The following is a 25,539-nucleotide window of genomic DNA, read 5'->3' on the forward strand; positions in this document are numbered from 1 at the left end:
CCGCGCGCGTCTGTCGGTGTGTCATGACTCCCGGACGAGCTTCGAGGAGAAGGCACCTGTGAGCTACCCGCCTTACGGCAGCGGCCCCGGCGGCAACCAGCCCCAGCCGAACAACCCGTACCAGAGCGGCTTTCCGCCGCAGGGGCAGCCTCCGCAGCAGCAGCCCGCGAACCCGTACAACTCGGGTCCGGCCACGCCGCCCTCGCCCTACGGTGGGCAGCCTGCTTACGGCGGGCAGTCCCCGTACGGTGGTCAGCCGCCGTACGGCGGCGGGCAGCCGCCCTTCGGCGGCGGGCCGGGTATACCCGGCGGACCGGGTGGTCCGGGTGGCTCCGATGGTCCCGGCGGTGGTGGGCCGCGGCGGTCCAGAAAGAAGCTGTTGATCACGGTGGGCGTGGTGCTCGTCGTGCTTGCCGGCGGCGGCGCGGTGGCCATGGCTGTGGGGAGCGGCAACGCGGTCCACACCTCGGCCGCGGGTGGGAGCAGCTGGAGCCCGCCGTCCTGGGCGACGAAGCAGAACGACATCGGCGCGGCAGACCCCAAGACCAAGGTCCAAGGCACCGTCTGGCTGGCCAAGAAGGACCCGAACAGCCTGGCCGAGTACGCCGAGAGCGTCGCTACACCGGGATCGCCGGACTACCACAAGTATCTGACGCCTGCTCAGTTCGCCTCGCAGTTCACCAATGCACCGGACGCCAGCAGCGCTGTCGCCGGATGGGTGCAGCAGGCAGGCATGACGATCGTCTCGCAGGACGACCAGTCCATCGTCGTCTCCACGACCCTGGGCGAGGTCGAGAACATCCTCAAGGTGCAGGTCGACAAATACAAGCACGACGGCCGGGTGGACATCGCGCCCACCACTCAGCCGCAGTACCCGTCCGACGTCGGTCAGTACGTAGCGAGCGTCACTGGTCTGACGACGTCTTCACCGGTCTTCGGTGGCTTCCCCGACAAGGCGGCTCCTGCGCCGAAGAAGAAGGGGAAGGTAGTCGCGGCAAGTCCGGGAAAGTACGCGCCTGCCAGCGCCAGTGGTTTCAGTACGCAGTACTGCAGCGTCTACTGGGGTCAGAAGCACTGGAACGATGCCCCGCCCGGGCCTGGCGGCTCACTTCCGATGGAGAACTGTGGCTACACCCCGGACCAGCTGCGGCATGCATACGGCGTGGCGCAGAGCGGCCTGACCGGTAAGGGCGTGACCGTTGCCGTGGTGGACGCGTACGCCTCGCCGACCATCGTGCAGGATCTGGCGCGGTACAACCAGGAGATGGGGTTGCCCCAGTTCGCTCCCGGCCAGTTCTCGCAGGTGGCGCCAAATGGTGGCTTCAACTTGGACACCAACCCCTCGGACGTCCAAGAGTGGGCGGGCGAGGAATCGATGGACATCGAGGCCATCCACACCATGGCCCCTGCTGCGAAGATCGTTTACTACGGGACGCCCTCCAGCAGCGACTCGGACTTCGACACCGCGTTGGAGGCGATCGTCGCCAAGCACACGGCGGACATCGTCAGCTGTTCGTGGGGCAGCCCTGAAGCCGGGAGTGCTGAGGAGGAGTTCCAGGCGAGGACTCAGATTTTCGAGCAGGGAGCGGCTGAGGGCATCGGCTTCAACTTCTCCGCCGGAGACAACGGCGACTACACGGTCCCTGCTCGGGGGAGCTCCGACCCGAATGACGTCCAGCCGTCGCCGGCGGTCGACTTTCCGACCTCCGACCCGTTCGTGACCTCGGTGGGCGGCACCAGCCTTGGCATCGGCGCCAACGGCAACTACCTCTGGGAGAGCGGCTGGGGTGACGTGTCGCACACGCTCGCCGGGAGCAGTTGGGGTTCTACCCCGGGTTTCGGTGGCGGTGGTGGCGGAGGGAACAGCAAGATCTTCCCTCAGCCCGTGTACCAAAAGGGCGTGGTGCCCGACTCGCTGACCACCACGGCCACCGGAACTGCGAACCGTGAGGTGCCCGACATCAGCATGGACGGCGACGGCTACACCGGCATCCTTGAGGGGGAGACGTTGAACGGCACGATCAGCGTCGACCCCAATGCCAGCGGCTCGGGCGCGACCTTCAGTGAGAGCGGTGGCCAGTACACCTACTACCAGGACGGCGGCACCAGTCTCGCCGCCCCGCTCTTCTCCGGGGTCGAGGCGCTGGCCCAGCAAGCCGCGGGTGGCGTGGCCGTGGGATTCGCCAATCCTGTGCTGTACAAACTGAACGGGACCTCCGCGCTCCATGACATCCAGGGGCCGCCTGCTCGGCTTGGGTACGAGCCGGCCCAGGAGACCTGGGACCAGAGTCAGACTCCGGTGATGATCCAGATGGATGCGGACACCTCGCTGAAGGCCACACCCGGCTACGACGACATCACCGGAAAGGGCAGCCCCGCACCCGGCTTCCTGACCTGGTTCAAGGATCACCCGAACGGCTGAGCAGGAACGCTCCTTGCACGGAGGGTGCCCAGGGCCGCGTCGTACCGGCTGACCTGGGCACCCTTGCTGTTTCGTGCCCTGCGCGACGGTGGACTCAGGAGTTGCATCTACGCGCGTAGGCGCTACCATCGGCAAATGGTGACCCAGACTCCTCACAGCCCTCTTGCCACACCGGAGCAGATCCGCCGCGCGCCCAAGGTCGTCCTGCACGATCACCTCGACGGTGGCCTGCGCCCGCAGACGATCATCGAGCTCGCCGACGCCGTCGGATACGACGCTCTCCCCGAGCGGGACGCGGCCAAGCTCGGCCAGTGGTTCCGTGACGCCGCCGACTCCGGCTCGCTGGAGCGGTACCTGGAGACCTTCGCCCACACCTGTGCCGTGATGCAGACCCGCGAGGCGCTGATCCGCGTCGCCGCCGACTGCGCCGAGGACCTGGCCGCCGACGGCGTCGTCTACGCCGAGGTGCGGTACGCGCCGGAGCAGCACCTGGAGCACGGGCTGACGCTCGACGAGGTGGTCGAGGCCGTCAACGAGGGCTTCCGCCTCGGCGAGGAGCGCGCCCGCGCGAACGGCGACCGGATCAAGGTCGGCACGCTGCTCACCGCCATGCGCCACGCCGCCCGCTCCCGCGAGATCGCCGAGCTGGCCAACCGCTACCGCGACCACGGCGTCGTCGGCTTCGACATCGCCGGTGCCGAGGCCGGTCACCCGCCGACCCGGCACCTGGACGCGTTCGAGTACCTGGCGGGCGAGAACAACCACTTCACCATCCACGCCGGTGAGGCCTTCGGTCTGCCCTCCATCTGGGAGGCGATCCAGTGCTGCGGCGCCGACCGTCTCGGCCACGGCGTCCGCATCATCGACGACATCACCGTCAAGGACGACGGCAAGGTCGAGCTCGGCCGACTCGCCGCCTACGTCCGCGACAAGCGCATCCCGCTGGAGATGTGCCCCACCTCCAACCTGCAGACCGGCGCGGCGAGTTCCTACGCCGAGCACCCGATCGGCCTGCTGCGCCGCCTCCACTTCCGGGTCACCGTCAACACCGACAACCGGTTGATGAGCGGCACCAGCATGAGCCAGGAGTTCCAGCACCTGGTGGACGCCTTCGGCTACACCCTGGACGACCTGCAGTGGTTCACCGTCAATGCGATGAAGAGCGCGTTCATCCCCTTCGACGACCGGCTGGCCATGATCAACGAGGTGATCAAGCCCGGCTACGCCGCACTCAAGGCGGAGTGGCTCTTCTCCTGAGCTCTCCCTGAGAGCTCCTGGGCGCCCCAGTTCCCGTCACCCTTTCGAGGGATACGGGATTTGGGGCGGGCCAGGCCTCGTGGATACGTTGGGCGGCCAGTCGGGCACCGGTAGTGACTGCCGGAGCCCGGCGGCACACGACGCAGACGAGGACACGAGGAGACCGCTCATGAAGAAGGCCACGTTGCAGGTAGCGGGCACGACCCTGCTCGGCGCCGCGGTTGTCGCGGCCGTCGCCGGTCCGGCCGCGGCGGACCCGGCCGGCGCTGCCGCGCCGCAGCTCGGCTCGCTGACCAGCGGAGCCTCGTCGCTGACCGCCGCCAACGGCGGTCTGTCGAACGTGACCTCGACGGCCCAGGGCCTGATCAACAACGCCGCGCCGACGGTCCAGGGCGCGACGTCCTCGCTGCCGACGTCCTCCCTGCCGATCGCCACGCGCTCGATGCCCGAGCAGCGCACGGCGGCGCTCTCGCCCCTGGGCGGCGGCCTGCCGGGCACCGACCAGCTGACGGGCGGCGTCGGCCACGCCCTCGACGCGCTGCACGGCCTGCCGATCCAGGCCCCTGCCGTCAGCTGACGCGCGGCGCGGGCTACGGCCCGTGCAGACGCTCCCTGGCGGGGTCGGACCGGACCGGTCCGACCCTGTTCAGTCGGACGGGAGCAGCAGCCACAGGGCCAGGTAGACGACGAACTGCGGCCCGGGCAGCAGGCAGGACAGCACGAACAGCACGCGGACGGTGAGCGGGCTCATCCCGAAGCGCCGGGCGATTCCCGCGCAGACGCCGCCGAGCATGCGGTTGCCGCGGGGACGGGCGAGGGTGGCGGTCGCGGACATGGGATCACTCCTGAGGATCGGGCCCGGGCGGGGGCTGCTCCCGTCGCCCCGGGCTTCGTTTCGATACCTCAAGCCTCCCGTGCGGGGAGCGCCGTCGCGTCAGCCCCGCCGATGATCCGTACCCTGCCCGAACCCGTGCTTCGGAGGGACCGGATCTCAGGGCTTTTCTCAGGGCTCCTGTCGGGGGCGCTCTTGGGGGCGCGCTCAGGGCTCTCTCCGACCCCCTGGCCGGACGCGTCCGCACGCCGCCGCAGCCAGGCCCGCCCGGCCGGGACCACGGCCAGGTGCACCAGCGCGATGCCCAGCACGGCCAGCAGGATGTCGTCGACGTTGGCCATCTTCAGCCCGAGCGTGGTCTGCACGACCTCGATGGCGGTGGCGATCAGAATGCCCGTCAGCAGCGTGCGGGCGAACGAGGCGAACGCGGGCGCGTCCCGCCGCCCACCGGCGAGCGGCAGCAGCACGCCGAGCGGCGCGAGCGCGAGGATGCTGCGCAGCAGCTCCAGATAGGCCTGCGCGGTCCCGGCTTCGAGCTCGACCCGGACCGAGGCGAGCGGCGTCAGGTTGGTGTCGGCGACCCACGGGGTCGGCGTGGTGTGGACGGTGACCCAGAGCAGTACGCCCAGATGCACCGTCAGCAGCAGGAGTCCGAGCCGCCGTGCGCCCTGGTGTACGTCCACGGCGAGAAGGACGCGGCGGCGGCGCGGCTGGTTGCGCGGGGCCCCCGCGGTGTGGCCTCCGTCACGCGGAGGAAAGTTGCACTCACCTCAGGGGCGCGGGGAACTGCGCGAGTAACCACCCTGTGCGGATGGCCCTGAACGTTCGGCGCGCTACGTGGGTGGGTGGCTTGTCGCGCCCACGCGGCGGAGCCGCACATCAGCAGGGCCTCGCGCCCCTGGAGGTGCAACAACCTGCTTCAGGGCGCCTGGCCACTGCCCGCCGAGGGCGAGAGGCTCAGGCAGGAGTCCAGCGACTCCGTGCTCTGGCTGGCGCTCGGTGTCGGGCTCGGGCTCGGGGCGGCCGCCTGCTGCGCAGCGGACGCTGCTGCCGCCGCCGCTGACGCCGCGTCAGCAGGGGGCGCCGTCGCGGTGAGGCCCGGGAGTAGGGCCAGCCAGGCTGAGGGGCTGGCCGAGGCGGGGACCAGGAAGCTGGGGACCGGCTGCTCGGGGCCGTTCGAGGCGCCCGGGGTCGGGGGGCAGGCGGTGCGGGACGCGGGCAGGCCCGCGTCGACCGGGACCGCGGTGCTGCGGATGCCGCAGCCCGTCAGCGCGAGTGCGGCGGCCAGACCAAGGCCCAGCGCCGCTCCCGTGCGTCGCGTACTCCGCACGCGTCCCTTCCGCGCGCTGCCGTCGGGACCGCCGACTTCGAGGCGTCGTTTCACTTCGCGTCGCCGCCTTCCTGCGTCGGCGGCGGGGTCATCGGCAGGCGCAGGGTGAAGACCGCGCCGGCGCCGTCGACCGCGTTGGCCGCCGAGATGGTGCCGCCGTGGATACGGGCGTTCTCCATGGCGATGGACAGTCCGAGGCCGCTGCCCTCGGAGCGGCGGCGCGAGGCGTCCGCCTTGAAGAAGCGGTCGAAGACGTGCGGCAGCACGTCCTCGGGGATGCCGGGACCGCCGTCCGCGACCTCGACGACCAGCTCGTCGGTGGCCTCGTCGACCCGGGTCCGCACCCGGACCGGAGAGCCGCCGTGCTTGAGCGCGTTGCCGATCAGGTTGGCCAGCACCACGTCGATCCGGCGTGGGTCCACAGGAACCACGATGCCGCGCGGCGCGTCCAGCTCGACCGCGTCCAGCCAGGCGCGGGCGTCGATGGTGGAGGTGATCAGGTCGGCGATGTCGACCTCGTCGCGGACGACCTTGGCGGTGCCTGCGTCGAAGCGGGTGACCTCCATGAGGTTCTCCACCAGCTCGGTCAGTCGCCGGGTCTCGCTGACGACCAGGCGGACGGCCGGCTCGATCATCGGGTCCAGCGAGTCGGCCTCGTCCTCCAGGATGTCGGTGACGGCCGTCATCGCGGTCAGCGGTGTGCGCAGCTCGTGCGACATGTCGGCGACGAACCGGCGGCTGGCGTGCTCGCGGGCGCTGAGCTCGGCGACCTGCTCCTCCAGCGCCGCGGCGGTGTGGTTGAAGGTGCGCGAGAGCTCCGCCAGCTCGTCCTGGCCGGTGACGTCCAGGCGGGTGGCCAGATTGCCCGCGCCGAGCTGCCGTGCGGCCTCGGCCAGCCGGGCCACCGGTCGCAGCACCGTCGCCGCGGCCCCCTGCGCCAGCAGCGCCGCGCCGACCAGGGCCAGCAGCGTGGCGATGCCGAGCGACCAGGCCAGCGAGTCCATGTCGCGGCGCTCGTCGTCCAGCGACTTGAACATGTAGGCGGTGGGCCCGTCGGGCAGCACCTTGGTGCCGCCGATCAGGTAGGGGGTGCCGTCGATGCTGACCCGCTGCCAGAACAGGTGGTACTGGTTCGGCGCGGTGGTGCAGCGCTCGCAGGGCGTGTCGACCTGCTGCTGGAGCGCGGTCGGCACGGTCGTCGGGGAGAACTGCGGGTTCGAGCTGACGGCGCAGCTCGGCGAGGTGAGCAGCACGTCGTAGCGGAGGCCGGTGGCGGCGATCAGGTTGGCGGTGCCCTGCAGTTCCGCGCAGTTCGGGTCCAGCGGCAGCGCGGTGATGTTGCGGTCCAGCGACGTGCGGAAGTCCGCCAGCGCGGTGTCCTGGGTGCGCTTGAGCACGGCGTCCCGGTTGAGCCAGTACGCGATGCCGGACGACGACACCGCCGCTGCCAGGGCGACCACCGCGAAGACGGCGACCATCCGTATCCGCAGCGAGGTCAGCCGGAGGCGCCGGGCCAGCCAGCTGGCGCGCGGATGCGCGGGACGCGGCTCGTCGCCGGCCCGGGTGCCTGCGCCGGTGCCGCTGCCGACGCCCTTGCCGCTGCCGGTGCCCTTGCCCTGGTCCGCGCCGGTCCCGGCACGGCCGGTGCCGCGCTCGGTGCTCTCGGAGTGCCGAGCCTGCTCGTCGCTCATCGTCACGCGGGGGTGTCCAGGCGGTATCCGACGCCGCGCACGGTACGGATCAGCGTCGGGGCCGACGGGACGTCCTCGACCTTGGCGCGCAGCCGCTGGACGCACGCGTCCACCAGGCGGGAGTCGCCCAGGTAGTCGTGCTCCCAGACCAGCCGCAGCAGCTGCTGGCGCGAGAGCGCCTGACCGGGACGGCGGCTGAGCTCCAGCAGCAGGCGCAGCTCGGTCGGGGTCAGCTGGAGTTCGGCGCCGGCCTTGGTGACGATCATCGCGTTGCGGTCGATGACCACGTCGCCGAAGGCCGCCGAGTCCGAGCTCTCCCGCTCGCCGCGCCGCAGCACCGCCCGGATCCGGGCGTCCAGCACCCGCGGCTGGACCGGCTTGACGACGTAGTCGTCCGCGCCCGACTCCAGGCCGACGACCACGTCGATGTCGTCCGAGCGCGCGGTCAGCAGGATGATCGGCAGCTGGTCGGTGCGGCGGATGCGCCGGCACACCTCGAAGCCGTCGATGCCGGGCAGCATCACGTCCAGCACGATCAGGTCCGGTCGCTGCTCCTTGAACAGGCGCAGCCCGTCCTCGCCGGACGCGGCGGCCGAGATGCGGTGGCCTTGCCGGGTCAGCGCGAGTTCGAGACCGGTGCGGATCGCATCGTCGTCCTCGATGAGCAACAGGTGAGACACGCGGTTCATTGTGGCCTACCGGACGGGGGTGGATCGAGCCTGTGTGAGGAGGCTCCCGGCCGCTCCGTCCCGGAACGGGACCTTCGACCCGTGCTCTGTTGCACGCCTGTGACAGTCGGCGGACAGCGCGATGACGACCCCTTGGCAGGATTTTCGGTGTCGGGAGGAACAACGGGGGCCCGACACCGCAACGGACGCACCACTGGACACCGAGGGAGCACACGATGAACGCAGTCATCGAGGCCCACGCCGACAAGGCCGCCGCGACCCTGCCTCAGCCGCTGTACGCGCTCCGCTCTGTCCCTGGTGTCGGACGCCAGGCAGCCGCCAACGGTTCCACGCCGACCGCACAGTCCGGAACCGACACCCGCACCGACGACTTCACCGCCTACGTGCAGGAGCGCCGGGCCTCCCTCTACGCGACGGCCTACCACCTGACCGGTGACCGCTTCGCCGCCGAGGACCTGCTGCAGAGCGCGCTGTTCAGCACCTACCGGGCCTGGGACCGGATCTCCGACAAGGCCGCGGTCGGCGGTTACATGCGCCGCACGATGACCAACCTGCACATCTCGGCCTGGCGCCGGCGCAAGGTCAACGAGTACCCGACCGAGGAGATGCCGGAGCCCGCGAGCTTCGCCGACACCGACGCGATGGGCGGCACCGAGCTCCGCGCCGTGCTGTGGCAGGCGCTGGCGAAGCTGCCGGAGAACCAGCGCACCATGCTGGTCCTGCGGTACTACGAGGGCAAGACGGACCCGGAGATCGCCGACGTGATGGGGATCAGCGTCGGCACGGTCAAGAGCAGCATCTGGCGCGCGCTGCGCCGCCTGCGCGAGGACGAGAGCCTGGCCGCGGCGGACGGCGACCTTGGCCACGCGTTCGGCGAGCTGGTCGCCTGAGAGAGCTTTTCTGAGGGGGGAGCTGCGGGTACGGGGGTAGCCCGCAGCGGCACGAGGCCTGGATTCGGCGTTGGGGGACGCCGGGTCCAGGCCTTCTGCGTCTACGCGACGGAGCCGCACATCGGCAGAGCCTCGCGCCCCTCGGGGATGTGCAGCTTGCTGATGCGGCCGAAGGCATCCCGACCGTTGCACGGGGTGGCGCCGAGCGCCTCCTGCCGCGTGACCACGGCCCGCTCGGCTCGCATCAGGCGGAAACCGCGGCGGAGCAGGTACGGGACGGACTTGCGCGCCTCGCGGACGTCGCGGAGGAAGCGGCGGTAGGCAGTGGTGAGCGCGTGGTTGCGCAGGCAGATCGCGTCGGCGAGGAGGCCTTCCGCCGCGCAGGCGCGGACGATCTCCGCCGCGAAGATGCCCTCGGCGATGAAGACCGGGGAGCCGATCGACAGCGGGCGCGAGTCGACGCGGCCGTTCGCCGGGATCGAGTAGACGGGGACCTCGGTCGTGCCGGTCGCGCACAGGGCGCGGATCGCCGCGACCGCCTGGTCGAAGTGCCAGGACTGCGGGTCGTCCCAGTCGACGCTGCCGTCGTGCAGACGGGGCAGGGTCGGGTCGTCGCCGTCCTTGTAGAAGTCGTCGAGCTGGAGCACCGGGAGACCGGCGCGCTCGGCCAGCGTGGACTTGCCGGAACCGGAGGGGCCGCAGAGGAGGATGACGCGCGCCGGGGAAGGGTTCACGGAAGAGGTAGCCACGGGACACCAGTCTGACATCTTCAGATAAAGCTGCGGTATCGAAAAGAAGCGGGCACGTGCTCACGGCGAGAGAGCACGTGCCCGCGTCGATGTGGGGAGCGTTACATCCCCATCGGGTGCCAGACCGTCTTGGTCTCCAGGAAGGTCAGCAGCCGGTCCGTCCCGGGGGCCGTCGTCCAGTCGAACGAGGCGTCCGCCGGGCGCAGGATCCGCTTGAGGGTGTCCGCCGCAGCGACCTCCAGGTCCTTGGCGGAGGCCGGGCCCTCCTCGGCCACCACGCCCGACAGGTCGAGCGCGTTGACGTCGGCGTGGGAGGCCAGCGTCGGGGCGATGTCCTCGGTGCGGCCGGAGATCAGGTTGACCACGCCGCCCGGAAGGTCGGAGGTGGCCAGCACCTCGCCCAGCGAGAGGCCCGGCAGCGGCGCGTTCGGCGCCAGCGCCACGACCGCGGTGTTGCCGGTGGCGATGACGGGGGCCAGCACCGAGACGAGGCCCAGCAGCGAGAAGCCGTTGCCGCCCTGCGGGGCGACGACGCCGACGATGCCCGTGGGCTCCGGCGTGGACAGGTTGAAGTACGGCCCGGCGACCGGGTTGGCGTTGCCCGCGATCTGGGCGACCTTGTCGGCCCAGCCCGCGTACCAGACCAGGCGGTCGACGGCGGCGTCGACCAGCGGCGCGGCCTTCTTCGCGGTGAGGCCCTCCGACACCGCCACCTCGGCGATGTACTGCTCGCGGCGGCCCTGGAGCATCTCGGCGGCGCGGTAGAGGATCTGGCCGCGGTTGTACGCGGTCGCGCCCGACCAGCCGCCGAAGGCCTTGCGCGCGGCGGTGACCGCGTCGCGGGTGTCCTTGCGGGTGCCCTGGGGGGCGTTGGCGAGCCACTCGCCGGTCTTGCGGTCGGTCACCTCGTACACCCGTCCGCTCTCGGAGCGCGGGAACTTGCCGCCGACGAAGAGCTTGTAGGTCTTGTAGACGTCAAGGCGGAGTGCCGTCGTGGGCTCAGACATCGAGGTAGGCCTCCAGACCGTGGCGACCGCCCTCGCGGCCGTAGCCCGACTCCTTGTAGCCGCCGAAGGGCGAGGTCGGGTCGAACTTGTTGAAGGTGTTGGACCACACCACACCGGCCCGGAGCTTGCCCGCCATCCACAGGATGCGCGAGCCCTTCTCGGTCCAGATGCCGGCCGACAGCCCGTACGGGGTGTTGTTGGCCTTGGCGACGGCCTCCTCCGGGGTGCGGAAGGTCAGCACGGACAGGACCGGGCCGAAGATCTCCTCGCGGGCGATCCGGTGGGTGGCGGAGACGTTGCTGAACACCGTCGGCGCGAACCAGTAGCCGGAGGACGGCAGTTCGCACGCCGGGGACCAGCGCTCGGCGCCCTCGGCCTCACCGGCCGCCGTCAGCTCCTGGATCCGCGCGAGCTGCGCGGCGGAGTTGATCGCGCCGACGTCGGTGTTCTTGTCCAGCGGGTCGCCGACGCGCAGCGTCGACATCCGGCGCTTGAGCGCGTCGAGCACCTCGTCGTGGACCGACTCCTGGACCAGCAGGCGCGAGCCCGCGCAGCAGACGTGGCCCTGGTTGAAGAAGATGCCGTCGACAATGCCCTCGACCGCCTGGTCGATCGGCGCGTCGTCGAAGACGATGTTGGCCGCCTTGCCGCCGAGCTCCAGGGAGAGCTTCTTGCGGGTGCCCGCGAGGGTGCGGGCGATGGCGCGGCCGACCTCGGTCGAGCCGGTGAAGGCGACCTTGTCGACGTCCGGGTGCGCGGTCAGCGCGGCGCCGGTGCGGCCGTCGCCGGTGACGATGTTGACGACGCCCTTGGGCAGGCCCGCCTGGCGGCAGATCTCCGCGAAGCGCAGGGCGGTCAGCGGGGTGGTCTCGGCGGGCTTGAGGACGACCGTGTTGCCGGTGGCCAGAGCGGGCGCGATCTTCCACGCCAGCATCAGCAGCGGGAAGTTCCACGGGATGACCTGCGCGGCCACGCCCACCGGACGCGGGTTCGGGCCGTAGCCGGCGAACTCCAGCTTGTCGGCCCAGCCGGCGTAGTAGAAGAAGTGCGCGGCGACCAGCGGCAGGTCGACGTCGCGGGTCTCCTTGATCGGCTTGCCGTTGTCGATCGACTCCAGCACGGCCAGCTCGCGCGAGCGCTCCTGGATGATCCGCGCGATGCGGAACAGGAACTTGCCGCGCTCGCCGCCCGGCAGGGCGGACCAGGAGGTGAAGGCCTTGCGGGCGGCGGCGACGGCGCGGTCCACGTCGGCCTCGGTGCCCTGCGCGAACTCGGCGAGGACCTCCTCGGTGGAGGGGTCGACGGTCTTGAGCGCCTCGGAGCCGGTGGAGTCGACGAACTCGCCGTCGATGAAGTGCCCGTACGTCGAGGCGATGTCACCCGCGGCGGCGCGCGACTCGGGCGCGGGGGCGTAATCGAACAGTGCCATGGTGATCAGTCCACCGTCACGTAGTCAGGACCGGAGTAGCGGCCCGTGGAGAGCTTCTGCCGCTGCATGAGCAGGTCGTTCAGCAGGCTGGAGGCGCCGAACCGGAACCAGTCCGGGCTCAGCCAGTCGTCACCGAGGATCTCGTTCACCATGACCAGGTACTTCATGGCGTCCTTGGTGGTACGGATACCCCCGGCCGGCTTCACACCCACCTGCACACCGGTGGCGTCGCGGAAGTCGCGCACGGCCTCCATCAGGACGAGGGTGTTGGCCGGGGTGGCGTTGACGGCGACCTTGCCGGTGGAGGTCTTGATGAAGTGGGCCCCCGCCAGCATCGCCAGCCACGAGGCGCGGCGGATGTTGTCGTAGGTGACCAGCTCGCCGGTCTCGAAGATCACCTTGAGGTGGGCGGAGGTCCCGTCCGGGCGCTCGCAGGCCTTCTTGATCTCGGTGATGGTCTCGAAGACCTCCAGGTACCGGCCGGAGAGGAAGGCTCCCCGGTCGATGACCATGTCGATCTCGTCGGCCCCGGCCGCGACGGCCTCGGCGGTGTCGGCCAGCTTGACCGGCAGACCGGCCCGGCCGGAGGGGAAGGCGGTGGCCACGGCGGCGACGTTGATCGGCGCGCTGCCGAGGGCCTCCTTGGCGAAGGGGACCATGTCCGGGTAGACGCAGACGGCCGCGGTGTGCGGCACGTCCGGGTTCCCGGGGTCGGGGGACTGGGCCTTCTGGCAGAGCGACCGGACCTTGCCAGGGGTGTCGGCACCCTCCAGCGTGGTCAGATCGATCATGGAGATGGCCAGATCGATGGCATAGGCCTTGGCGGACGTCTTGATCGACCGCGTGCCGAGCCCGGCGGCACGCGCCTGCAGGCCGACGGCGTCGATGCCGGGCAGCCCGTGCAGGAAGCGACGCAGGGACGCCTCGGAGGAGGCGACCTCGGCCAGGCTGTTCCTGGAGGCCGATCCGCTGGCGGAGAGGGAGGATGACGACATGCTCACCAGCGCAGCATATCTACACGCGTAGCGTTTCGTCAGGGGGGCGTCCGTGTGAAGTGCGCCCCGTTCGCTGACCTGTTCGCTGACGTGCCCGGTGATGCGGTCGGTGATGTGCTCGGTGATTTGCCCGCGTTGCGCCTGATGCAATAACGCAACCCCACTGCACGTGGTGTCGGACCGAACCTGGGGCAGAATCGGTGACCATGAGCGACACCCCGGGCGGCGACAAGCCCACCTCCTCCGGCAGCGACGACGGCGTCCCTGGCCACAGCGCCCAGAGCGCCCACAGCGACGAGCCTGTTTACGGCGACAAGGTCTACCGCTCCGTCCCGGGCGTGGCGGGCGGCGTCTTCCTGCTGGCGCTGCTGCTCTTCCTGAGCATCGACGCGATGCTGCACGGCTCCGGCCGCGCGCCGATCACGGCTGCCGCCGTGCTGGTGGCGGCGGCTCCGCTGGTCACGGCGTTCACCTTGTGGCCGCAGGTCCGTTCGGGGGAGAAGCGACTGCTGGTCCGCAACCCGTTCCGGACGATCGACGCGCCGTGGGGCACGGTCGAGTCGCTGACCGCCGCGCTCTCGGTCGAACTGCGCGCAGGCGGACGGAAGTTCATCGTCTGGGCGCTTCCGGTCTCGATGCGGCAGCGCAAGCGCGCCAACAAGCAGGCGATGATCGCCGCGGGCGACCGTTCAGTCGGCGGAGGCGCGGGTCGCGGCGGCCGCGAGGGCGGTCGGCTCGGCTTCGGCCTGATGGGCGGCGCGGACCGTCGCGGCGGCGGCGGCTTCGGCCGCCCCGACGACACCGGCCCGACCCAGGCGTGGGCGGACAAGACGGTCATAGAGCTCAACGAGCGCGCCGAGATGTTCCGCGCGGAGCGCGGGGCTGTCGATGAGGGCGCAGCCGCGGTGACGGACCAGGTGAAGGTGACCTGGACCTGGCCGATCATCGCTCCGCTGGCGGCGGGGATCATCGCCCTGATCGTCATCCTGGCGACGGGCTGAAGCTTTTTGTAGGCGGGAAGTGGCAACTTCCCGAGGGGCGCGAGGAACTGCGCGACAATCCCCCAACCTCCGGCCGGGGGGACCCCCATCCCACGCAGGTAGAGCCCTGATCGTGCAGGGCCATCCGCACAGGGGGTTGTTCGCGCAGTTCCCCGCGCCCCTGGACAGTGCAACTGCCCGTGGGAGCGTACGCGTCAGGCCGTGCGGAGGAAGGCCGTCTCCAGCGTGGTCAGTTCCGCGTCCGTGACGCCGTGCGCACGCACGTATGCGCGGGCGTCGCCGTGGTCTTCGCGCACGCGCGCGAGGAACGCGGAGAGGAGGTCGCGGGAGATGGGGCGGCTGTGGCGTTCCACGCCGTACTCGTCGAGGTAGAGGACCGGGCCCTGGTCCAGGCCCAGTGCGGAGTTCGAGACGAAGTAGTGGTCGAGGATCTCCGCGTCGGAGACGCCCAGCGCGGACTGGAGGGTGGCCACCGTGATGCCCGTGCGGTCCTTGCCGACCGCGCAGTGGAGGAGCGCGGGCAGCGCGCCCGGGCGCGCCAGCGCGCTGAGGGAGCGGGCGATCGCCGGGCCCGCCGTCTCGGCCATGAACGCGTAGAGGCTTTCGAGGGACTCGCGTCCGGCCTCCGCGTCCCGCTCCTCGTTGTCGCGTTCCTCGCGGATCTCCTCCGCGCTGATCTGGCGCGGCGGGAAGGTCGGCAGGTGGAGGACGGCGACGCCGTCGCCCAGCGCACGGTCGGGCCAGACATCGAGTTCGGTCTGCGAGCGCAGGTCGATCACCGTGCGCAGGCCCAGCCCGGTGAGGTGGCGGGTGCCGTCCTCGGTGAGCTCGTGCAGGGAGCCGGAGCGGTAGAGGAGGCCGGACGCCAGCCGCGCGCCCGACGTGGTCGGCAAGTCCCCGGCGTCGCGGAAGTTGCGTACGCCGGGGACCGGGATCAGTTCCACACCAGATATCGACACCCCGACAGCATGTCAGAGAGTCCCTGGCGGGTGATCAGGACGGGTGCAGGACGGCTGATCAGGTGTGATCAGATACCTGCGGCCGTGCCCAGGTCCGACTTCAGGCGGGCCAGCAGCTCGGTCGCGTGCTGGCGTGCCGCTCCGAGTTCGGCGCGGGAGGAGACCGGGACGACGACCTCCAGGTAGCACTTGAGCTTCGGCTCGGTGCCGGAGGGCCGGACGACGATCCGTGCGCCGCGGACGCCCTCGCCGCTCAGGTGGTAGCGCAGTCCGTCGGTGGGCGGGAGCTTGTCCGAGCCCGCCTCTAGGTCCTCGGCCGAGTCGACGTGGAGGCCCGCCAGTTCGGTCGGCGGGTGCTCGCGCAGGCGGGCCATCGCGTCGGCGATCAGCCGCAGGTCGGCGACGCGGACCGAGAGCTGGTCGGTGGCGTGCAGGCCGTGGGTGGCCGCCAGGTCGTCCAGCAGGTCCTGCAGCGTGCGGCCCTGGGACTTCAGGGTGGCGGCGAGTTCGGCCGTCAGCAGGGCCGCGCTGACGCCGTCCTTGTCGCGGACGGCCTCGGGGTCGACGCAGTAGCCGAGCGCCTCCTCGTAGCCGAAGCGCAGACCGTCCACGCGCGAGAGCCACTTGAAGCCGGTGAGGGTCTCCTCGTAGCCGAGGCCCGCCGCCTCGGCGATCCGGCCGAGCAGCGAGGAGGAGACGATCGTGGTGGCGAAGGTGCCCTTGGCCTGCTTGGACACCAGGTGCGCGGCCAGCAGCGCGCCGACCTCGTCGCCGCGCAGCATCCGCCAGCCGCTGCCGTCGGCCGCGTTCGGGTCGGCGACGGCGACCGCGAGGCGGTCCGCGTCGGGGTCGTTGGCGAGGATCACGTCCGGCTGGCGCTCGGCCGCGGCGGCGAAGGAGAGGTCCATCGCGCCCGGCTCCTCCGGGTTGGGGAAGGAGACGGTCGGGAACTCCGGGTCCGGGTCGCCCTGCGCGGTGACCACGGTGGGCGCGGGGAAGCCGGCGCGCTCGAACGCGGCCAGCAGGGTGCCGCGGCCGACGCCGTGCATCGGGGTGTAGACGACGGAGAGGTCGCGCGGCGCGTGCGGGTCGACCACGGAGGCGACCCGGGCCAGGTATGGCTCCAGCACGTCGGCCTCGCTGAGCACCTCCCAGCCCTCGGCCGCCAGCGGCACCTCGTCCAGCGAGCCGACCTTGTCGATCTCCGCGGCGATGCCCGCGTCGTGCGGGGGCACGATCTGCGAGCCGCCGAAGTCGCCGCCCAGGTAGACCTTGTAGCCGTTGTCGCGCGGCGGGTTGTGGCTGGCCGTGACGGCGACGCCGGCCGCCGCGCCGAAGTGGCGGACGGCGTAGGCGAGCACCGGGGTCGGCAGCGGGCCGGGCAGCAGCGCGGCCTTGAGGCCCTGGGCGACCATCACCGCGGCGGTGTCGCGGGCGAAGACGTCGGAGTTGTGGCGGGCGTCGTAGCCGATGACGACCAGTCCGGTGCCGGACCGCTGCTTGAGGTACGAGGCCAGCCCCATGGCCGCGCGGATCACCACGGCGCGGTTCATCCGCATCGGCCCGGCGCCCATCTCGCCGCGCAGCCCGGCGGTGCCGAACTGCAGCGTTCCGCTGAAGCGTTCGGACAGCTCGGACCAGGCGGTGGTGCACGCTTCGTCGGGGCCGCCCTCGGCGGCGGCGAGGAGACCGGCGAGTTCGTCGCGGGTCGCCGGATCGGGGTCCTCCGCGAGCCAGGTCCGGGCCCGGTGGAGCAGATCGTCGCCGGAGTTGACCTGATGGGCAGTCATCGCGTCACGTCCTCATTGCCTGTTGCCGTTGCGTGGAGTGAAGAATGAAGAAATCAGCCGTACAAAAAGCATGGCACCCGGGGCGGGAACCGTCGGATGCCATGCTGAGCGAGTTGCGGGCTCTCTGTTGGTGAGAGCGGGAGCGTCAGATGCGCTCGAGGACCTTGGCGAGCAGCGCGCCCATCCGGGTGGCGGAGGTGCGGCCAGCCTCGAGGACCTCCTCGTGGTTGAGCGGCTCGCCCGTCATGCCCGCGGCCAGGTTGGTGACCAGCGAGAGGCCGAGCACCTCGGCGCCCGCGTCACGGGCGGCGATCGCCTCCAGCGTCGTCGACATGCCGACCAGGTCGCCGCCGATGGCGCGGACCATGGCGATCTCGGCCGGGGTCTCGTACTGCGGGCCGCGGAACTGGACGTAGACGCCCTCCTCCAGGGTGGGGTCGACCTCCTTGCAGAGCGCGCGCAGGCGGGAGGAGTAGAGGTCGGTCAGGTCCACGAAGTTGGCGCCGAGCAGCGGGGAGGCGCCGGTCAGGTTGATGTGGTCGCTGATCAGCACGGGCTGGCCGGGGGCGAAGCCCTCGCGCAGACCGCCGCAGCCGTTGGTCAGCACGACCGTGCGGCACCCGGCGGCGACGGCGGTGCGGACGCCGTGGGCGACGGCGGCGACGCCGTGACCCTCGTAGTAGTGGGTGCGGCCCAGGAAGACCAGGGCGCGCTTGCCGCCGATCTTGATCGACCGGATCTTTCCGGCGTGCCCGGCGACGGCGGGCGGCGGGAAGCCCGGAAGATCGGTGATGGGGAACTCGAACTCGGGCTCGCCCAGCTCGTCAGCGGCGGGGACCCAGCCGGAGCCCATCACCAGGGCGACGTCGTGCGCCACCCCACCGGTCAACTCGCGCAGCCGGGAGGCTGCGGCCTTCGCGGCGTCGTACGGGTTGACGGGGTTCGTGCCGGCGTCCGGCTGCGGGGAAGCGTTCACGCAAGTGAGGATATCTGTTTTCTCCTACGCGCGTAGAGCACGAAAGGATGACATTTGAGTGGACGTGTCGCGGGTGGCTTTGGAGCTTCCTCCAGATGAGGCACACGGGGAACCGCCGGGGGCGACAGCAGCCGGCCCCTTGGGGAAAACGGCTCAGCAGGGGCGCTTGCGCACGTCCATGACGTAGTCGTGCGGGGCGCCCGCGGACTCCGCCGCGTCGGCGATCAGGCCGAGATACCTCGCGCTGGGGAGGCCGCCCTCGTAGTCGTTCAGGATGTACGTCCAGGCCGTGACGTCGCCGTCGAGGGTGTGCACACGTACCCGCAGCTTGCGGTAGAAGCCCAGCGGGACGCCCTCCCAGCGGTCGAGGCCCTCCTCGTCCATGGGGGCGATGTCGTAGAGGGCGACAAAGACCTGCTCCTTCTCGTCCTCCACGACGGTGGCGATCGAGCCCTCCCAGCCGAACTGCTCGCCGCCGAAGGTGAGCCGCCAGCCGTCGAGCCAGCCCGTTCCACGGAGCGGCGAGTGGGGCGCACGGCGGCTCATCTGCCGCGCGTCGAGGTTGCTGGCGTACGCGGCATAGAGCGTCATGGGCCATAGCGTACGTGAGCCCGGCCACGCCGGGCCCAGGGCTGTGTCACGGGCGCATGAATGTGCGGGAGAATGGGGCACGTGACTCGGATTGTGATCATCGGTGGCGGACCTGGCGGCTATGAGGCGGCGCTCGTCGCCTCGCAACTCGGCGCGGAGGTGACCATCGTCGATCGCGACGGCCTCGGCGGGGCCGCTGTGCTGACCGACTGTGTGCCATCCAAGACGCTCATCGCGACTGCCGAGGTGATGACCACCTTCGACAGCTCCTACGAGGAGCTCGGCATCGTCGTCCGGGACGACGTGAGCGGCGCGGCTCCGGCGGACCGTTTCATCAGCGTCGACCTCGGCAAGGTCAACCGACGCGTCAAGCGGCTCGCCGTCGCGCAGTCGCACGACATCACCCAGTCCGTCACCCGCGCCGGGGTCACCGTCGTGCGCGGCCACGGCCGCCTGGAGGGCGGTCAGGCGCTGGACGGTTCGCGCGCCGTCATCGTCGACCTGGTCGACGGAGGAGCCGAGGAGCTGCGCGCCGACGTCGTGCTGCTGGCCACCGGCACCCACCCGCGCGAGCTGCCGGACGCCAAGCCGGACGGTGAGCGGATCCTGACCTGGACCCAGGTCTACAACCTGGAGGAGCTCCCCGAGGAGCTCATCGTGGTCGGCTCCGGTGTCACCGGCGCCGAGTTCGCCGGCGCGTACCAGGCGCTGGGCTCCAAGGTCACGCTGGTCTCCAGCCGCGACCGCGTGCTGCCGGGCGAGGACCCGGACGCCGCGACCGTGCTGGAGGACGTCTTCCGTCGCCGCGGCATGAACGTGATGAGTCGCTCGCGCGCCGAGTCCGTGCGCCGGGTGGGCGACAAGGTCGAGGTGACCCTCTCCGACGGCCGGGTGATCACCGGCTCGCACTGTCTGATGGCGGTCGGCTCGATCCCCAACTCCGAGGGCCTGGGCCTGGAGGCGGCGAGCGTCAAGACCAGCGACTCCGGCCACATCAAGGTCGACCGGGTCTCCCGCACCTCCGCGCCCGGCGTCTACGCGGCCGGTGACGTGACGGGCGTGCTGCCGCTGGCGTCCGTCGCGGCGATGCAGGGCCGGATCGCGATGTACCACGCGCTCGGCGACGCGGTCGCGCCGCTGAACCTGAAGACCGTCTCGTCCAACGTCTTCACCGACCCCGAGATCGCCACCGTCGGTTACAGCGCGGCGGATGTCGAGTGCGGGAAGATGGACGCCGTCTGCGTGAAGCTGCCGCTGCGCAGCAACCCGCGCGCCAAGATGCAGGGCATCCGCGACGGCTTCGTGAAGCTGTTCTGTCGTCCCGGCACCGGCATCGTGGTCGGCGGCGTGGTGGTCGCGCCGCGCGCGAGCGAGCTGATCCACCCGATCTCGCTGGCCGTCGACCTCAACCTGACGGTGGAGCAGGTCGCCAACGCGTTCACCGTCTACCCGTCGGTCTCCGGCTCCATCGCCGAGGCCGCGCGCCAGCTGCACGTCCGGAAGCGGAGCGGGCAGCACAACTGACGGCGCATGAGGGGAGCGCGGATCGGCAGCGGAGCGGCGCACAGTGTAGAGGCATGCGCCGGTCCGCTGCGGGCGTTTTGAGCAAGTAGGCGCAATCGCCTGAAAGCTAACGGTCGTGCACGTTACCGTCTGTTTCGTGTTCGCAGCAGAACGTCGCCAGTTGATCCTCGAAATGGTGCGTGCAAACGGAGCGGTGTCGCTCCGGGAGCTCGCGCGTGTCGTCCAGACCTCCGAGGTGACCGTACGCCGAGACGTACGCGCCCTGGAGGCCGAGGGCCTGCTCGACCGCCGGCACGGGGGCGCGGTGCTCCCCGGCGGATTCTCCCGAGAGCCCGGATACCCGCAGAAGACGCATCTCGCCGCCGCCGAGAAGAGCGCCATCGCCGACCTCGCCGCGACCATGGTCGCCGAGGGCGACGCCATCGTCGTCGGCGCCGGTACGACCACCCAGGAGTTGGCACGCCGCCTCGCCCGGGTCCCCGGTCTGACCGTCGTCACCAACTCGCTCCTGGTCGCCCAGGCGCTGGCCCATGCCAACCGCGTCGAGGTGGTGATGACGGGCGGGACGCTGCGCGGGTCCAACTACGCTCTGGTCGGCAGCGGCGCGGAGCAGTCCTTGCAGGGGCTGCGGGTCGCCCGTGCGTTCATCTCCGGCAGCGGGCTCAGCGCGGAGCGCGGTCTCTCGACCACCAACATGCTGTCGGCGTCCGTGGACCGCGCGCTGGTCAACGCGGCGGCGGAGGTGGTGGTCCTGGCGGACCACGGCAAGCTCGGCAACGACACCATGTTCCAGACGGTGCCGAGCGAGGCGATCACGCATCTGGTCACCGACGAGCAGGCCACGCTGGGTGAGCCTGCGGCCCGCGAGCTGGACGCTCTCGCGGACTGCGGTGTCCAGGTCCACGTCGCGCCGATGGCTCCACCGAGCACCTACCCCACACCGCAGGACGCTCCGCGCCGGCCGGCCAGCTTTCCCGGCCAGCGCCGCGCGCCCGTGCCGGTAGCCTCCGGCAGGCGGTGAGGCTGCTTTGGGCAAGAGGGGAGTTGCAGCACGCTAGGGGCGCGGGGCTCTGCTGACATGCGGCTCCGCCGCGTGGGCGCGAGAAACCACCCTGTGCGGATGGCCCTGCTCGTTCGGCGTGCCAGCTAGGTGGGTGGCTTGTCGCGCAGTTCCCCGCGCCCCTGGGTGTTGCCTGGCGTGCCGCCTGCAGAGTCCCCGCGCCCCTGGGTGTTGCCTGCCATCCGACGGGCGATGACGGTGCAGGCCATCAACTGCACCTGATGGAAAAGCATCAGTGGCAGCACCATCAGGCTCACCGACGACGCCGGGAACAGCACCGCCGCCATCGGCAACCCACTCGCCAAGCTCTTCTTGCTGCCGCAGAAGACGAGCACGATCCGGTCCGCGCGGGCGAAGCCCAGCCGCTTGCCCGCTACGGAGGTGACTCCCAGGACCGCGAGGAGAACCGCCAGGCAGACGCCGAGCAGCAGAGCCAGCCGGACAACGGAAAGGCTGCTCCAGACCCCGTTGACCATGCCCTCGCTGAACGCGCTGTAGACGACCAGCAGGATCGAGCCCCGGTCGACCAGTGTCAGCGCGGGCTTGTGACGGGATATCCACCCCGCGATCCAGCGCCGTGAGAACTGGCCCAGCAGGAACGGCAACAGCAGCTGCACCAGCAGGTCGACAACCGAGCTCGCGTCTATTCGCCCGCTGCCGCCCAGGACGATCGCCGCCAGCAACGGCGTGAGCACGATGCCGATCAGGCTGCTGAACGACGCGGCGCAGACCGCCGCCGCGACGTTGCCGCCCGCGATCGAGGTGAAGGCGATGGACGACTGCACCGTCGACGGCAGCAGCGTCAGGAAGAGCACGCCCTTGGCCAGGGACGCACCCAGCACCGGGGCGGCGAGCCACTGCGCCGCCAGGCCCAGCAGCGGGAAGAGGGCGAAGGTCGCGAGCAGGATGGTCAGGTGCAGTCGCCACTGCTTCGCGCCGTCCAGCGCGGCCTTCGGGGAGAGGCGCGCGCCGTAGAGGAAGAACAGCAGGCCGATCGCGACCTCGGTCGCGTCCGAGACCGCGTGCGCCGCGCCGCCGCGTGCCGGGAGGAGCGCGGCCAGGCCGACGGTGGCCAGGATCGCCAGCAGATACGGATCGACGCCCACCCGGCCGAGCGCGGTGCGCAGGGCCGAGATGGGCGTCGTCCGGTGGTTCAGGTCTTCCATATGCAGGTCGCGGACGTCAGTCCTTGATCTCGCAGATGGCCGCGCCGGAGGTGACGGTGGCGCCGACCTCGGCGGTGATGCCGACGACCGTGCCCGATTTGTGGGCGTTGAGCGGCTGCTCCATCTTCATGGCCTCCAGGACGACGACCAGGTCGCCCTCGGCGACGGTCTGGCCCTCCTCGACGGCGACCTTGACGATGGTGCCCTGCATCGGGGAGGCGAGGGTGTCGCCGGAGACGGCGGAGCCGCCCTTGCCGGAGACCGCGCGGCGCTTGGCCTTGCCGCCCGCCGCCTTCGCCGCCGGGGCGGACGAGACGCCGAGCCCGGCCGGGAGGGAGACCTCGATGCGCTTGCCGCCGACCTCGACGACGACGGTCTCGCGACCGCCCTCCTCGTCGGCGTCACCCGCGCCCGCACCGGCGAACGGCGGGATGGTGTTGTCGAACTCGGTCTCGATCCAGCGGGTGAAGACCGTGAACGGGGCATCGCTGCCGTCGAGCTCGGGCGCGAACGCCGGGTCGACGACCACCGCGCGGTGGAACGGGATGGCGGTGGCCATGCCCTCGACCTGGAACTCGGCCAGGGCGCGGGCGGCGCGCTGCAGCGCCTGCTTGCGGGTGGCGCCGGTGACGATCAGCTTGGCCAGCAGGGAGTCCCAGGCCGGGCCGATCACCGAGCCGGTCTCGACGCCGGAGTCCAGGCGGACGCCGGGGCCGGACGGCGGGGCGAAGAGGGTGACCGTGCCGGGGGCCGGGAGGAAGCCTCGGCCCGGGTCCTCGCCGTTGATGCGGAACTCGAAGGAGTGGCCGCGCAGCTCGGGGTCGTCGTAGCCGAGTGCCTCGCCGTCGGCGATCCGGAACATCTCGCGGACCAGGTCGATGCCGGTGACCTCTTCGGAGACCGGGTGCTCGACCTGGAGGCGGGTGTTGACCTCCAGGAAGGAGATGGTGCCGTCGTTGGCGACCAGGAACTCGCAGGTTCCGGCGCCGACGTAGCCGGCCTCCTTGAGGATGGCCTTGGAGGCCCGGTACAGCTCAGCGACCTGCTCCTCGGAGAGGAAGGGCGCGGGGGCCTCCTCGACGAGCTTCTGGTGGCGGCGCTGGAGCGAGCAGTCACGGGTGGAGACGACGACCACGTTGCCGTGCTGGTCGGCCAGGCACTGGGTCTCGACGTGGCGCGGCTTGTCGAGGTAGCGCTCGACGAAGCACTCGCCGCGGCCGAAGGCGGCGACGGCCTCGCGGACCGCGGACTCGTACAGCTCCGGGATCTCCTCGAGGCTGCGGGCGACCTTGAGACCGCGCCCGCCACCACCGAAGGCGGCCTTGATCGCGATCGGCAGGCCGTGCTCCTGGGCGAACGCGACGACCTCGTCGGGGCCCGTGACCGGGTCCGCGGTGCCCGCGACCAGTGGCGCGCCGGCGCGCTGGGCGACGTGGCGGGCGGTGACCTTGTCACCGAGGTCGCGGATGGCCTGCGGGGGCGGGCCGATCCAGATCAGGTCCGCGTCCAGGACGGCCTGGGCGAACTCGGCGTTCTCCGAGAGGAAGCCGTATCCGGGGTGGACGGCGTCCGCGCCGGAGTCGGCGGCGGCCTTGAGGACCTTGGCGATGTCGAGATAGCTGGTGGCCGGAGTGTCGCCACCGAGGGCGTAGGCCTCGTCCGCCGCGCGGACGTGCAGCGCGTCCCGGTCCGGCTCGGCGTAGACGGCGACGCTGGCGATTCCGGCGTCCCGGCAGGCACGGGCGACGCGGACGGCGATTTCTCCGCGGTTGGCGATGAGCACCTTGCGCACAGTCAGTGGCTCCCTTCTAGAACCCAGGAGAGTCTAGGGAACTTCCTGGTGTACCCACGAGTCCGGCTCGGTGGTGAGCTTGCCCACACGCACGGTGAGCGCCGTTCCTGTCCACCGTACGCCGCCTGGCTCGAGCCGACGTTGTGCGGCTGTCGGGCTGCTGCGCAGCCCGTGATTTCGGGACTTGTCCAGGGCCTTCCGCAGTTGACTACCGCTCAGTAAGGTGCGGGGATGCGGAGATGGACAGCTGTCGCGGCGTTGGTTCTGCTCGTCCTGGAGGCGGGGGTCTCGGCCGTGGTCGCCCTGGTCGTCGGCAAGGCGGCCGACTACCAGCACATGAGTCTCGCCGGGGTGCCCACGTCGGCCATGGCCGCCAGCGCCTATGTCGGGTTCGGGCTGATCGCGCTGTTCCTGCTGCTGGTCGCGGCGCTGCTGCTGCGTGTGGCGGTTCGTGACGTCGTGCCGACGAAGGTCGAACGGATCGTGCTGATCCTCGCCGCCGTCCTGCACGGCCTGTTGGCCGCGGTGCTGCTGGCGCTGAGCGGCGTGTGGGTGTTCGTGCCGCTCGCGGTCACGCTGACGCTGCTGGTGTTGATCCTCTTCATTCCGTCGGACGGGACGCAGCAGCCGCCGGTGCGGGAACCGTCGCCGGGAGGGCCCGCGGCTCCTGCAGCACCTGCCGCGTGACGTCGCCGACCTGCTCGATGACGTCCGAGCCGTAGTTGTCCGGCTGCAACACCTTGAAGAGCAGCGCGAACGTGCCGTCCACGCCGTGGCGCTGGTTCAACCGGCGGTAGTTGTTGCGGAGATGGCGCACCCCCGCGAGGTTGGCGACCGCCGTCTGGCCGCAGACCAGGAAGGTCGGCTGCTGCTGCTCGCCCACGGCGATCCGGGCCAGCAGCACGTAGTCGACGACGCCCGGCTCGCGGACGTAGTGGTGGTCGCCGATCTCGAAGGCGTTGCCCTGCTTGCCCTCCCACTCCGGGTGGTGGACGAAGCCCGGCAGCTTCAGCCGCAGGTGCGCGGCGGTGCGCTCGTTGGCCAGCGGCCCGCCGATGCAGAACTCGGCGCGGTCGCCGATCCCTTGGCGGATCTGGTTGGCGGGCTTCACCGCGTAGCGGGCACCGCACTCGTAGACCAGGGCGGAGAGCTCCATCAGCGCGTAGACGTCGTTCTGGGCGACGATCCGGTCGTTGTCGGTGGTGCCGACCTTCCTCGGCACCACCAGCAGCGCCTCACCGCCCGGCCGCAGCCCGAAGAACTCCCGCTTGCGGTCCAGGCGTCGACGCCGCAGCAACGCCTGGACCGCCCACGCGAGCGCGGCGCTGAAGGCGCTGGAGACGACGCCCAGCACGATGTTCCATATGTCGCCGCTGCTCATGTCCCCGG

Annotated in this window: 24 protein-coding genes; 8 read left to right on the plus strand and 16 right to left on the minus strand. The window is 71.0% G+C overall.

Annotated features, from left to right (window positions below):
* The first annotated feature begins 58 nt into the window (after positions 1–58).
* The 3 genes from I2501_RS34990 to I2501_RS35000 all read left to right on the plus strand — a co-directional run bounded on the left by I2501_RS34990 (position 59) and on the right by I2501_RS35000 (position 4,256).
* Positions 59–2,422 carry a S53 family peptidase gene (locus I2501_RS34990; protein ID WP_196198220.1) on the plus strand — a complete coding sequence of 788 codons (2,364 nt, stop codon included), beginning with the start codon at positions 59–61 and terminating at the stop codon, positions 2,420–2,422.
* A gap of 135 nt (positions 2,423–2,557) precedes the next feature.
* Positions 2,558–3,679 carry an adenosine deaminase gene (locus tag I2501_RS34995; RefSeq protein ID WP_196198221.1) on the plus strand — a complete coding sequence of 374 codons (1,122 nt, stop codon included), beginning with the start codon at positions 2,558–2,560 and terminating at the stop codon, positions 3,677–3,679.
* Between the two features lie 169 nt (positions 3,680–3,848).
* The gene (locus tag I2501_RS35000; protein WP_196198222.1) at positions 3,849–4,256 is read left to right on the plus strand and encodes a hypothetical protein; all 408 of its coding nucleotides are present in this window, start codon (positions 3,849–3,851) and stop codon (positions 4,254–4,256) included.
* 69 nt (positions 4,257–4,325) lie between these two features.
* Here I2501_RS35000 and I2501_RS35005 read toward each other — a convergent pair whose 3' ends face one another.
* The 5 genes from I2501_RS35005 to I2501_RS35025 form a co-directional block, all read right to left on the minus strand.
* Positions 4,326–4,514 carry a PspC domain-containing protein gene (locus I2501_RS35005; protein ID WP_196198223.1) on the minus strand — a complete coding sequence of 63 codons (189 nt, stop codon included), beginning with the start codon at positions 4,512–4,514 and terminating at the stop codon, positions 4,326–4,328.
* 68 nt (positions 4,515–4,582) lie between these two features.
* On the minus strand, positions 4,583–5,194 hold the full coding sequence (locus I2501_RS35010) for a VanZ family protein (RefSeq protein ID WP_196198224.1): 612 nt from the start codon (positions 5,192–5,194) through the stop codon (positions 4,583–4,585).
* Between the two features lie 236 nt (positions 5,195–5,430).
* Entirely contained in the window at positions 5,431–5,841 is a 411-nt protein-coding gene (locus I2501_RS35015; RefSeq protein ID WP_196198225.1) for a hypothetical protein, read from the minus strand.
* Positions 5,842–5,891: 50 nt separating this feature from the next.
* A complete protein-coding gene (locus tag I2501_RS35020; RefSeq protein ID WP_236047858.1) occupies positions 5,892–7,319 on the minus strand; it encodes a sensor histidine kinase in 1,428 nt (475 codons plus the stop codon).
* A 215-nt stretch (positions 7,320–7,534) separates the two neighbouring features.
* Complete coding sequence (locus I2501_RS35025; protein WP_196198226.1) at positions 7,535–8,212, minus strand: response regulator; 678 nt, start codon at positions 8,210–8,212, stop codon at positions 7,535–7,537.
* 224 nt (positions 8,213–8,436) lie between these two features.
* On the opposite strand from I2501_RS35025, the gene I2501_RS35030 reads away from it, so the two are divergent.
* Entirely contained in the window at positions 8,437–9,111 is a 675-nt protein-coding gene (locus I2501_RS35030) for a SigE family RNA polymerase sigma factor (RefSeq protein ID WP_196198227.1), read from the plus strand.
* A 101-nt stretch (positions 9,112–9,212) separates the two neighbouring features.
* Here the strand turns inward: I2501_RS35030 and I2501_RS35035 are convergent, their stop codons facing one another.
* The 4 genes from I2501_RS35035 to deoC form a co-directional block, all read right to left on the minus strand.
* On the minus strand, positions 9,213–9,860 hold the full coding sequence (locus I2501_RS35035; RefSeq protein ID WP_328806841.1) for a uridine kinase family protein: 648 nt from the start codon (positions 9,858–9,860) through the stop codon (positions 9,213–9,215).
* Positions 9,861–9,961: 101 nt separating this feature from the next.
* Positions 9,962–10,867 carry an aldehyde dehydrogenase family protein gene (locus I2501_RS35040; RefSeq protein WP_196198229.1) on the minus strand — a complete coding sequence of 302 codons (906 nt, stop codon included), beginning with the start codon at positions 10,865–10,867 and terminating at the stop codon, positions 9,962–9,964.
* Positions 10,860–12,296 (minus strand): aldehyde dehydrogenase family protein, encoded by a 1,437-nt coding sequence (locus I2501_RS35045; protein WP_196198230.1) that lies wholly within the window; start codon positions 12,294–12,296, stop codon positions 10,860–10,862. Before I2501_RS35045 ends, I2501_RS35040 begins: the two co-directional genes overlap by 8 nt.
* 5 nt (positions 12,297–12,301) lie before the next feature.
* Positions 12,302–13,291, minus strand: coding sequence for a deoxyribose-phosphate aldolase (gene deoC, locus I2501_RS35050; RefSeq protein WP_196198312.1), 990 nt, complete (start codon positions 13,289–13,291; stop codon positions 12,302–12,304).
* A 206-nt stretch (positions 13,292–13,497) separates the two neighbouring features.
* Here deoC and I2501_RS35055 point away from each other — a divergent pair, with 206 nt between their 5' ends.
* Positions 13,498–14,292 carry a PH domain-containing protein gene (locus I2501_RS35055; RefSeq protein WP_215910258.1) on the plus strand — a complete coding sequence of 265 codons (795 nt, stop codon included), beginning with the start codon at positions 13,498–13,500 and terminating at the stop codon, positions 14,290–14,292.
* Positions 14,293–14,486: 194 nt separating this feature from the next.
* Here I2501_RS35055 and I2501_RS35060 read toward each other — a convergent pair whose 3' ends face one another.
* The 4 genes from I2501_RS35060 to I2501_RS35075 all read right to left on the minus strand — a co-directional run bounded on the left by I2501_RS35060 (position 14,487) and on the right by I2501_RS35075 (position 18,608).
* Complete coding sequence (locus tag I2501_RS35060; protein ID WP_196198231.1) at positions 14,487–15,251, minus strand: tyrosine-protein phosphatase; 765 nt, start codon at positions 15,249–15,251, stop codon at positions 14,487–14,489.
* A gap of 68 nt (positions 15,252–15,319) precedes the next feature.
* On the minus strand, positions 15,320–17,041 hold the full coding sequence (locus I2501_RS35065; RefSeq protein WP_196198232.1) for a phospho-sugar mutase: 1,722 nt from the start codon (positions 17,039–17,041) through the stop codon (positions 15,320–15,322).
* A gap of 145 nt (positions 17,042–17,186) precedes the next feature.
* On the minus strand, positions 17,187–18,017 hold the full coding sequence (locus I2501_RS35070) for a purine-nucleoside phosphorylase (protein WP_196198233.1): 831 nt from the start codon (positions 18,015–18,017) through the stop codon (positions 17,187–17,189).
* Between the two features lie 153 nt (positions 18,018–18,170).
* The gene (locus tag I2501_RS35075; RefSeq protein WP_196198234.1) at positions 18,171–18,608 is read right to left on the minus strand and encodes a gamma-glutamylcyclotransferase; all 438 of its coding nucleotides are present in this window, start codon (positions 18,606–18,608) and stop codon (positions 18,171–18,173) included.
* A 72-nt stretch (positions 18,609–18,680) separates the two neighbouring features.
* On the opposite strand from I2501_RS35075, the gene I2501_RS35080 reads away from it, so the two are divergent.
* A complete protein-coding gene (locus I2501_RS35080) occupies positions 18,681–20,132 on the plus strand; it encodes an NAD(P)H-quinone dehydrogenase (RefSeq protein WP_196198235.1) in 1,452 nt (483 codons plus the stop codon).
* 172 nt (positions 20,133–20,304) lie between these two features.
* Positions 20,305–21,153, plus strand: a complete 849-nt coding sequence (locus I2501_RS35085) for a DeoR/GlpR family DNA-binding transcription regulator (protein WP_236047862.1) — start codon at positions 20,305–20,307, stop codon at positions 21,151–21,153.
* A gap of 125 nt (positions 21,154–21,278) precedes the next feature.
* Here I2501_RS35085 and I2501_RS35090 read toward each other — a convergent pair whose 3' ends face one another.
* A complete protein-coding gene (locus I2501_RS35090) occupies positions 21,279–22,358 on the minus strand; it encodes a bile acid:sodium symporter family protein (RefSeq protein WP_196198237.1) in 1,080 nt (359 codons plus the stop codon).
* A gap of 16 nt (positions 22,359–22,374) precedes the next feature.
* The gene (locus I2501_RS35095) at positions 22,375–24,150 is read right to left on the minus strand and encodes an acetyl/propionyl/methylcrotonyl-CoA carboxylase subunit alpha (RefSeq protein WP_196198238.1); all 1,776 of its coding nucleotides are present in this window, start codon (positions 24,148–24,150) and stop codon (positions 22,375–22,377) included.
* A 231-nt stretch (positions 24,151–24,381) separates the two neighbouring features.
* On the opposite strand from I2501_RS35095, the gene I2501_RS35100 reads away from it, so the two are divergent.
* On the plus strand, positions 24,382–24,837 hold the full coding sequence (locus I2501_RS35100; RefSeq protein WP_196198239.1) for a hypothetical protein: 456 nt from the start codon (positions 24,382–24,384) through the stop codon (positions 24,835–24,837).
* On the opposite strand, the gene I2501_RS35105 is transcribed toward I2501_RS35100, so the two are convergent.
* Positions 24,752–25,531 carry a hypothetical protein gene (locus I2501_RS35105; protein WP_196198240.1) on the minus strand — a complete coding sequence of 260 codons (780 nt, stop codon included), beginning with the start codon at positions 25,529–25,531 and terminating at the stop codon, positions 24,752–24,754. The two genes, I2501_RS35100 and I2501_RS35105, sit on opposite strands and share 86 nt — an antisense overlap.
* Positions 25,532–25,539 lie beyond the last annotated feature (8 nt).

This window comes from Streptacidiphilus fuscans (assembly GCF_015690355.1).
In the GTDB taxonomy this organism is placed as follows: Bacteria; Actinomycetota; Actinomycetes; order Streptomycetales; family Streptomycetaceae; genus Streptacidiphilus; species Streptacidiphilus fuscans.

Coding starts and splice junctions, on each gene's coding strand:
- I2501_RS34995 (WP_196198221.1), top strand. CDS start 2,558: ATGGTGACCCAGACTCCTCACAGCCCTCTTGCCACACCGGAGCAGATC.
- I2501_RS35000 (WP_196198222.1), top strand. CDS start 3,849: ATGAAGAAGGCCACGTTGCAGGTAGCGGGCACGACCCTGCTCGGCGCC.
- I2501_RS35005 (WP_196198223.1), bottom strand. CDS start 4,514: ATGTCCGCGACCGCCACCCTCGCCCGTCCCCGCGGCAACCGCATGCTC.
- I2501_RS35020 (WP_236047858.1), bottom strand. CDS start 7,319: ATGGTCGCCGTCTTCGCGGTGGTCGCCCTGGCAGCGGCGGTGTCGTCG.
- I2501_RS35030 (WP_196198227.1), top strand. CDS start 8,437: ATGAACGCAGTCATCGAGGCCCACGCCGACAAGGCCGCCGCGACCCTG.
- I2501_RS35040 (WP_196198229.1), bottom strand. CDS start 10,867: ATGTCTGAGCCCACGACGGCACTCCGCCTTGACGTCTACAAGACCTAC.
- I2501_RS35045 (WP_196198230.1), bottom strand. CDS start 12,296: ATGGCACTGTTCGATTACGCCCCCGCGCCCGAGTCGCGCGCCGCCGCG.
- deoC (WP_196198312.1), bottom strand. CDS start 13,291: ATGTCGTCATCCTCCCTCTCCGCCAGCGGATCGGCCTCCAGGAACAGC.
- I2501_RS35055 (WP_215910258.1), top strand. CDS start 13,498: ATGAGCGACACCCCGGGCGGCGACAAGCCCACCTCCTCCGGCAGCGAC.
- I2501_RS35065 (WP_196198232.1), bottom strand. CDS start 17,041: ATGACTGCCCATCAGGTCAACTCCGGCGACGATCTGCTCCACCGGGCC.
- I2501_RS35075 (WP_196198234.1), bottom strand. CDS start 18,608: ATGACGCTCTATGCCGCGTACGCCAGCAACCTCGACGCGCGGCAGATG.
- I2501_RS35080 (WP_196198235.1), top strand. CDS start 18,681: ATGGGGCACGTGACTCGGATTGTGATCATCGGTGGCGGACCTGGCGGC.
- I2501_RS35085 (WP_236047862.1), top strand. CDS start 20,305: ATGGTGCGTGCAAACGGAGCGGTGTCGCTCCGGGAGCTCGCGCGTGTC.
- I2501_RS35090 (WP_196198237.1), bottom strand. CDS start 22,358: ATGGAAGACCTGAACCACCGGACGACGCCCATCTCGGCCCTGCGCACC.
- I2501_RS35100 (WP_196198239.1), top strand. CDS start 24,382: ATGCGGAGATGGACAGCTGTCGCGGCGTTGGTTCTGCTCGTCCTGGAG.
- I2501_RS35105 (WP_196198240.1), bottom strand. CDS start 25,531: ATGAGCAGCGGCGACATATGGAACATCGTGCTGGGCGTCGTCTCCAGC.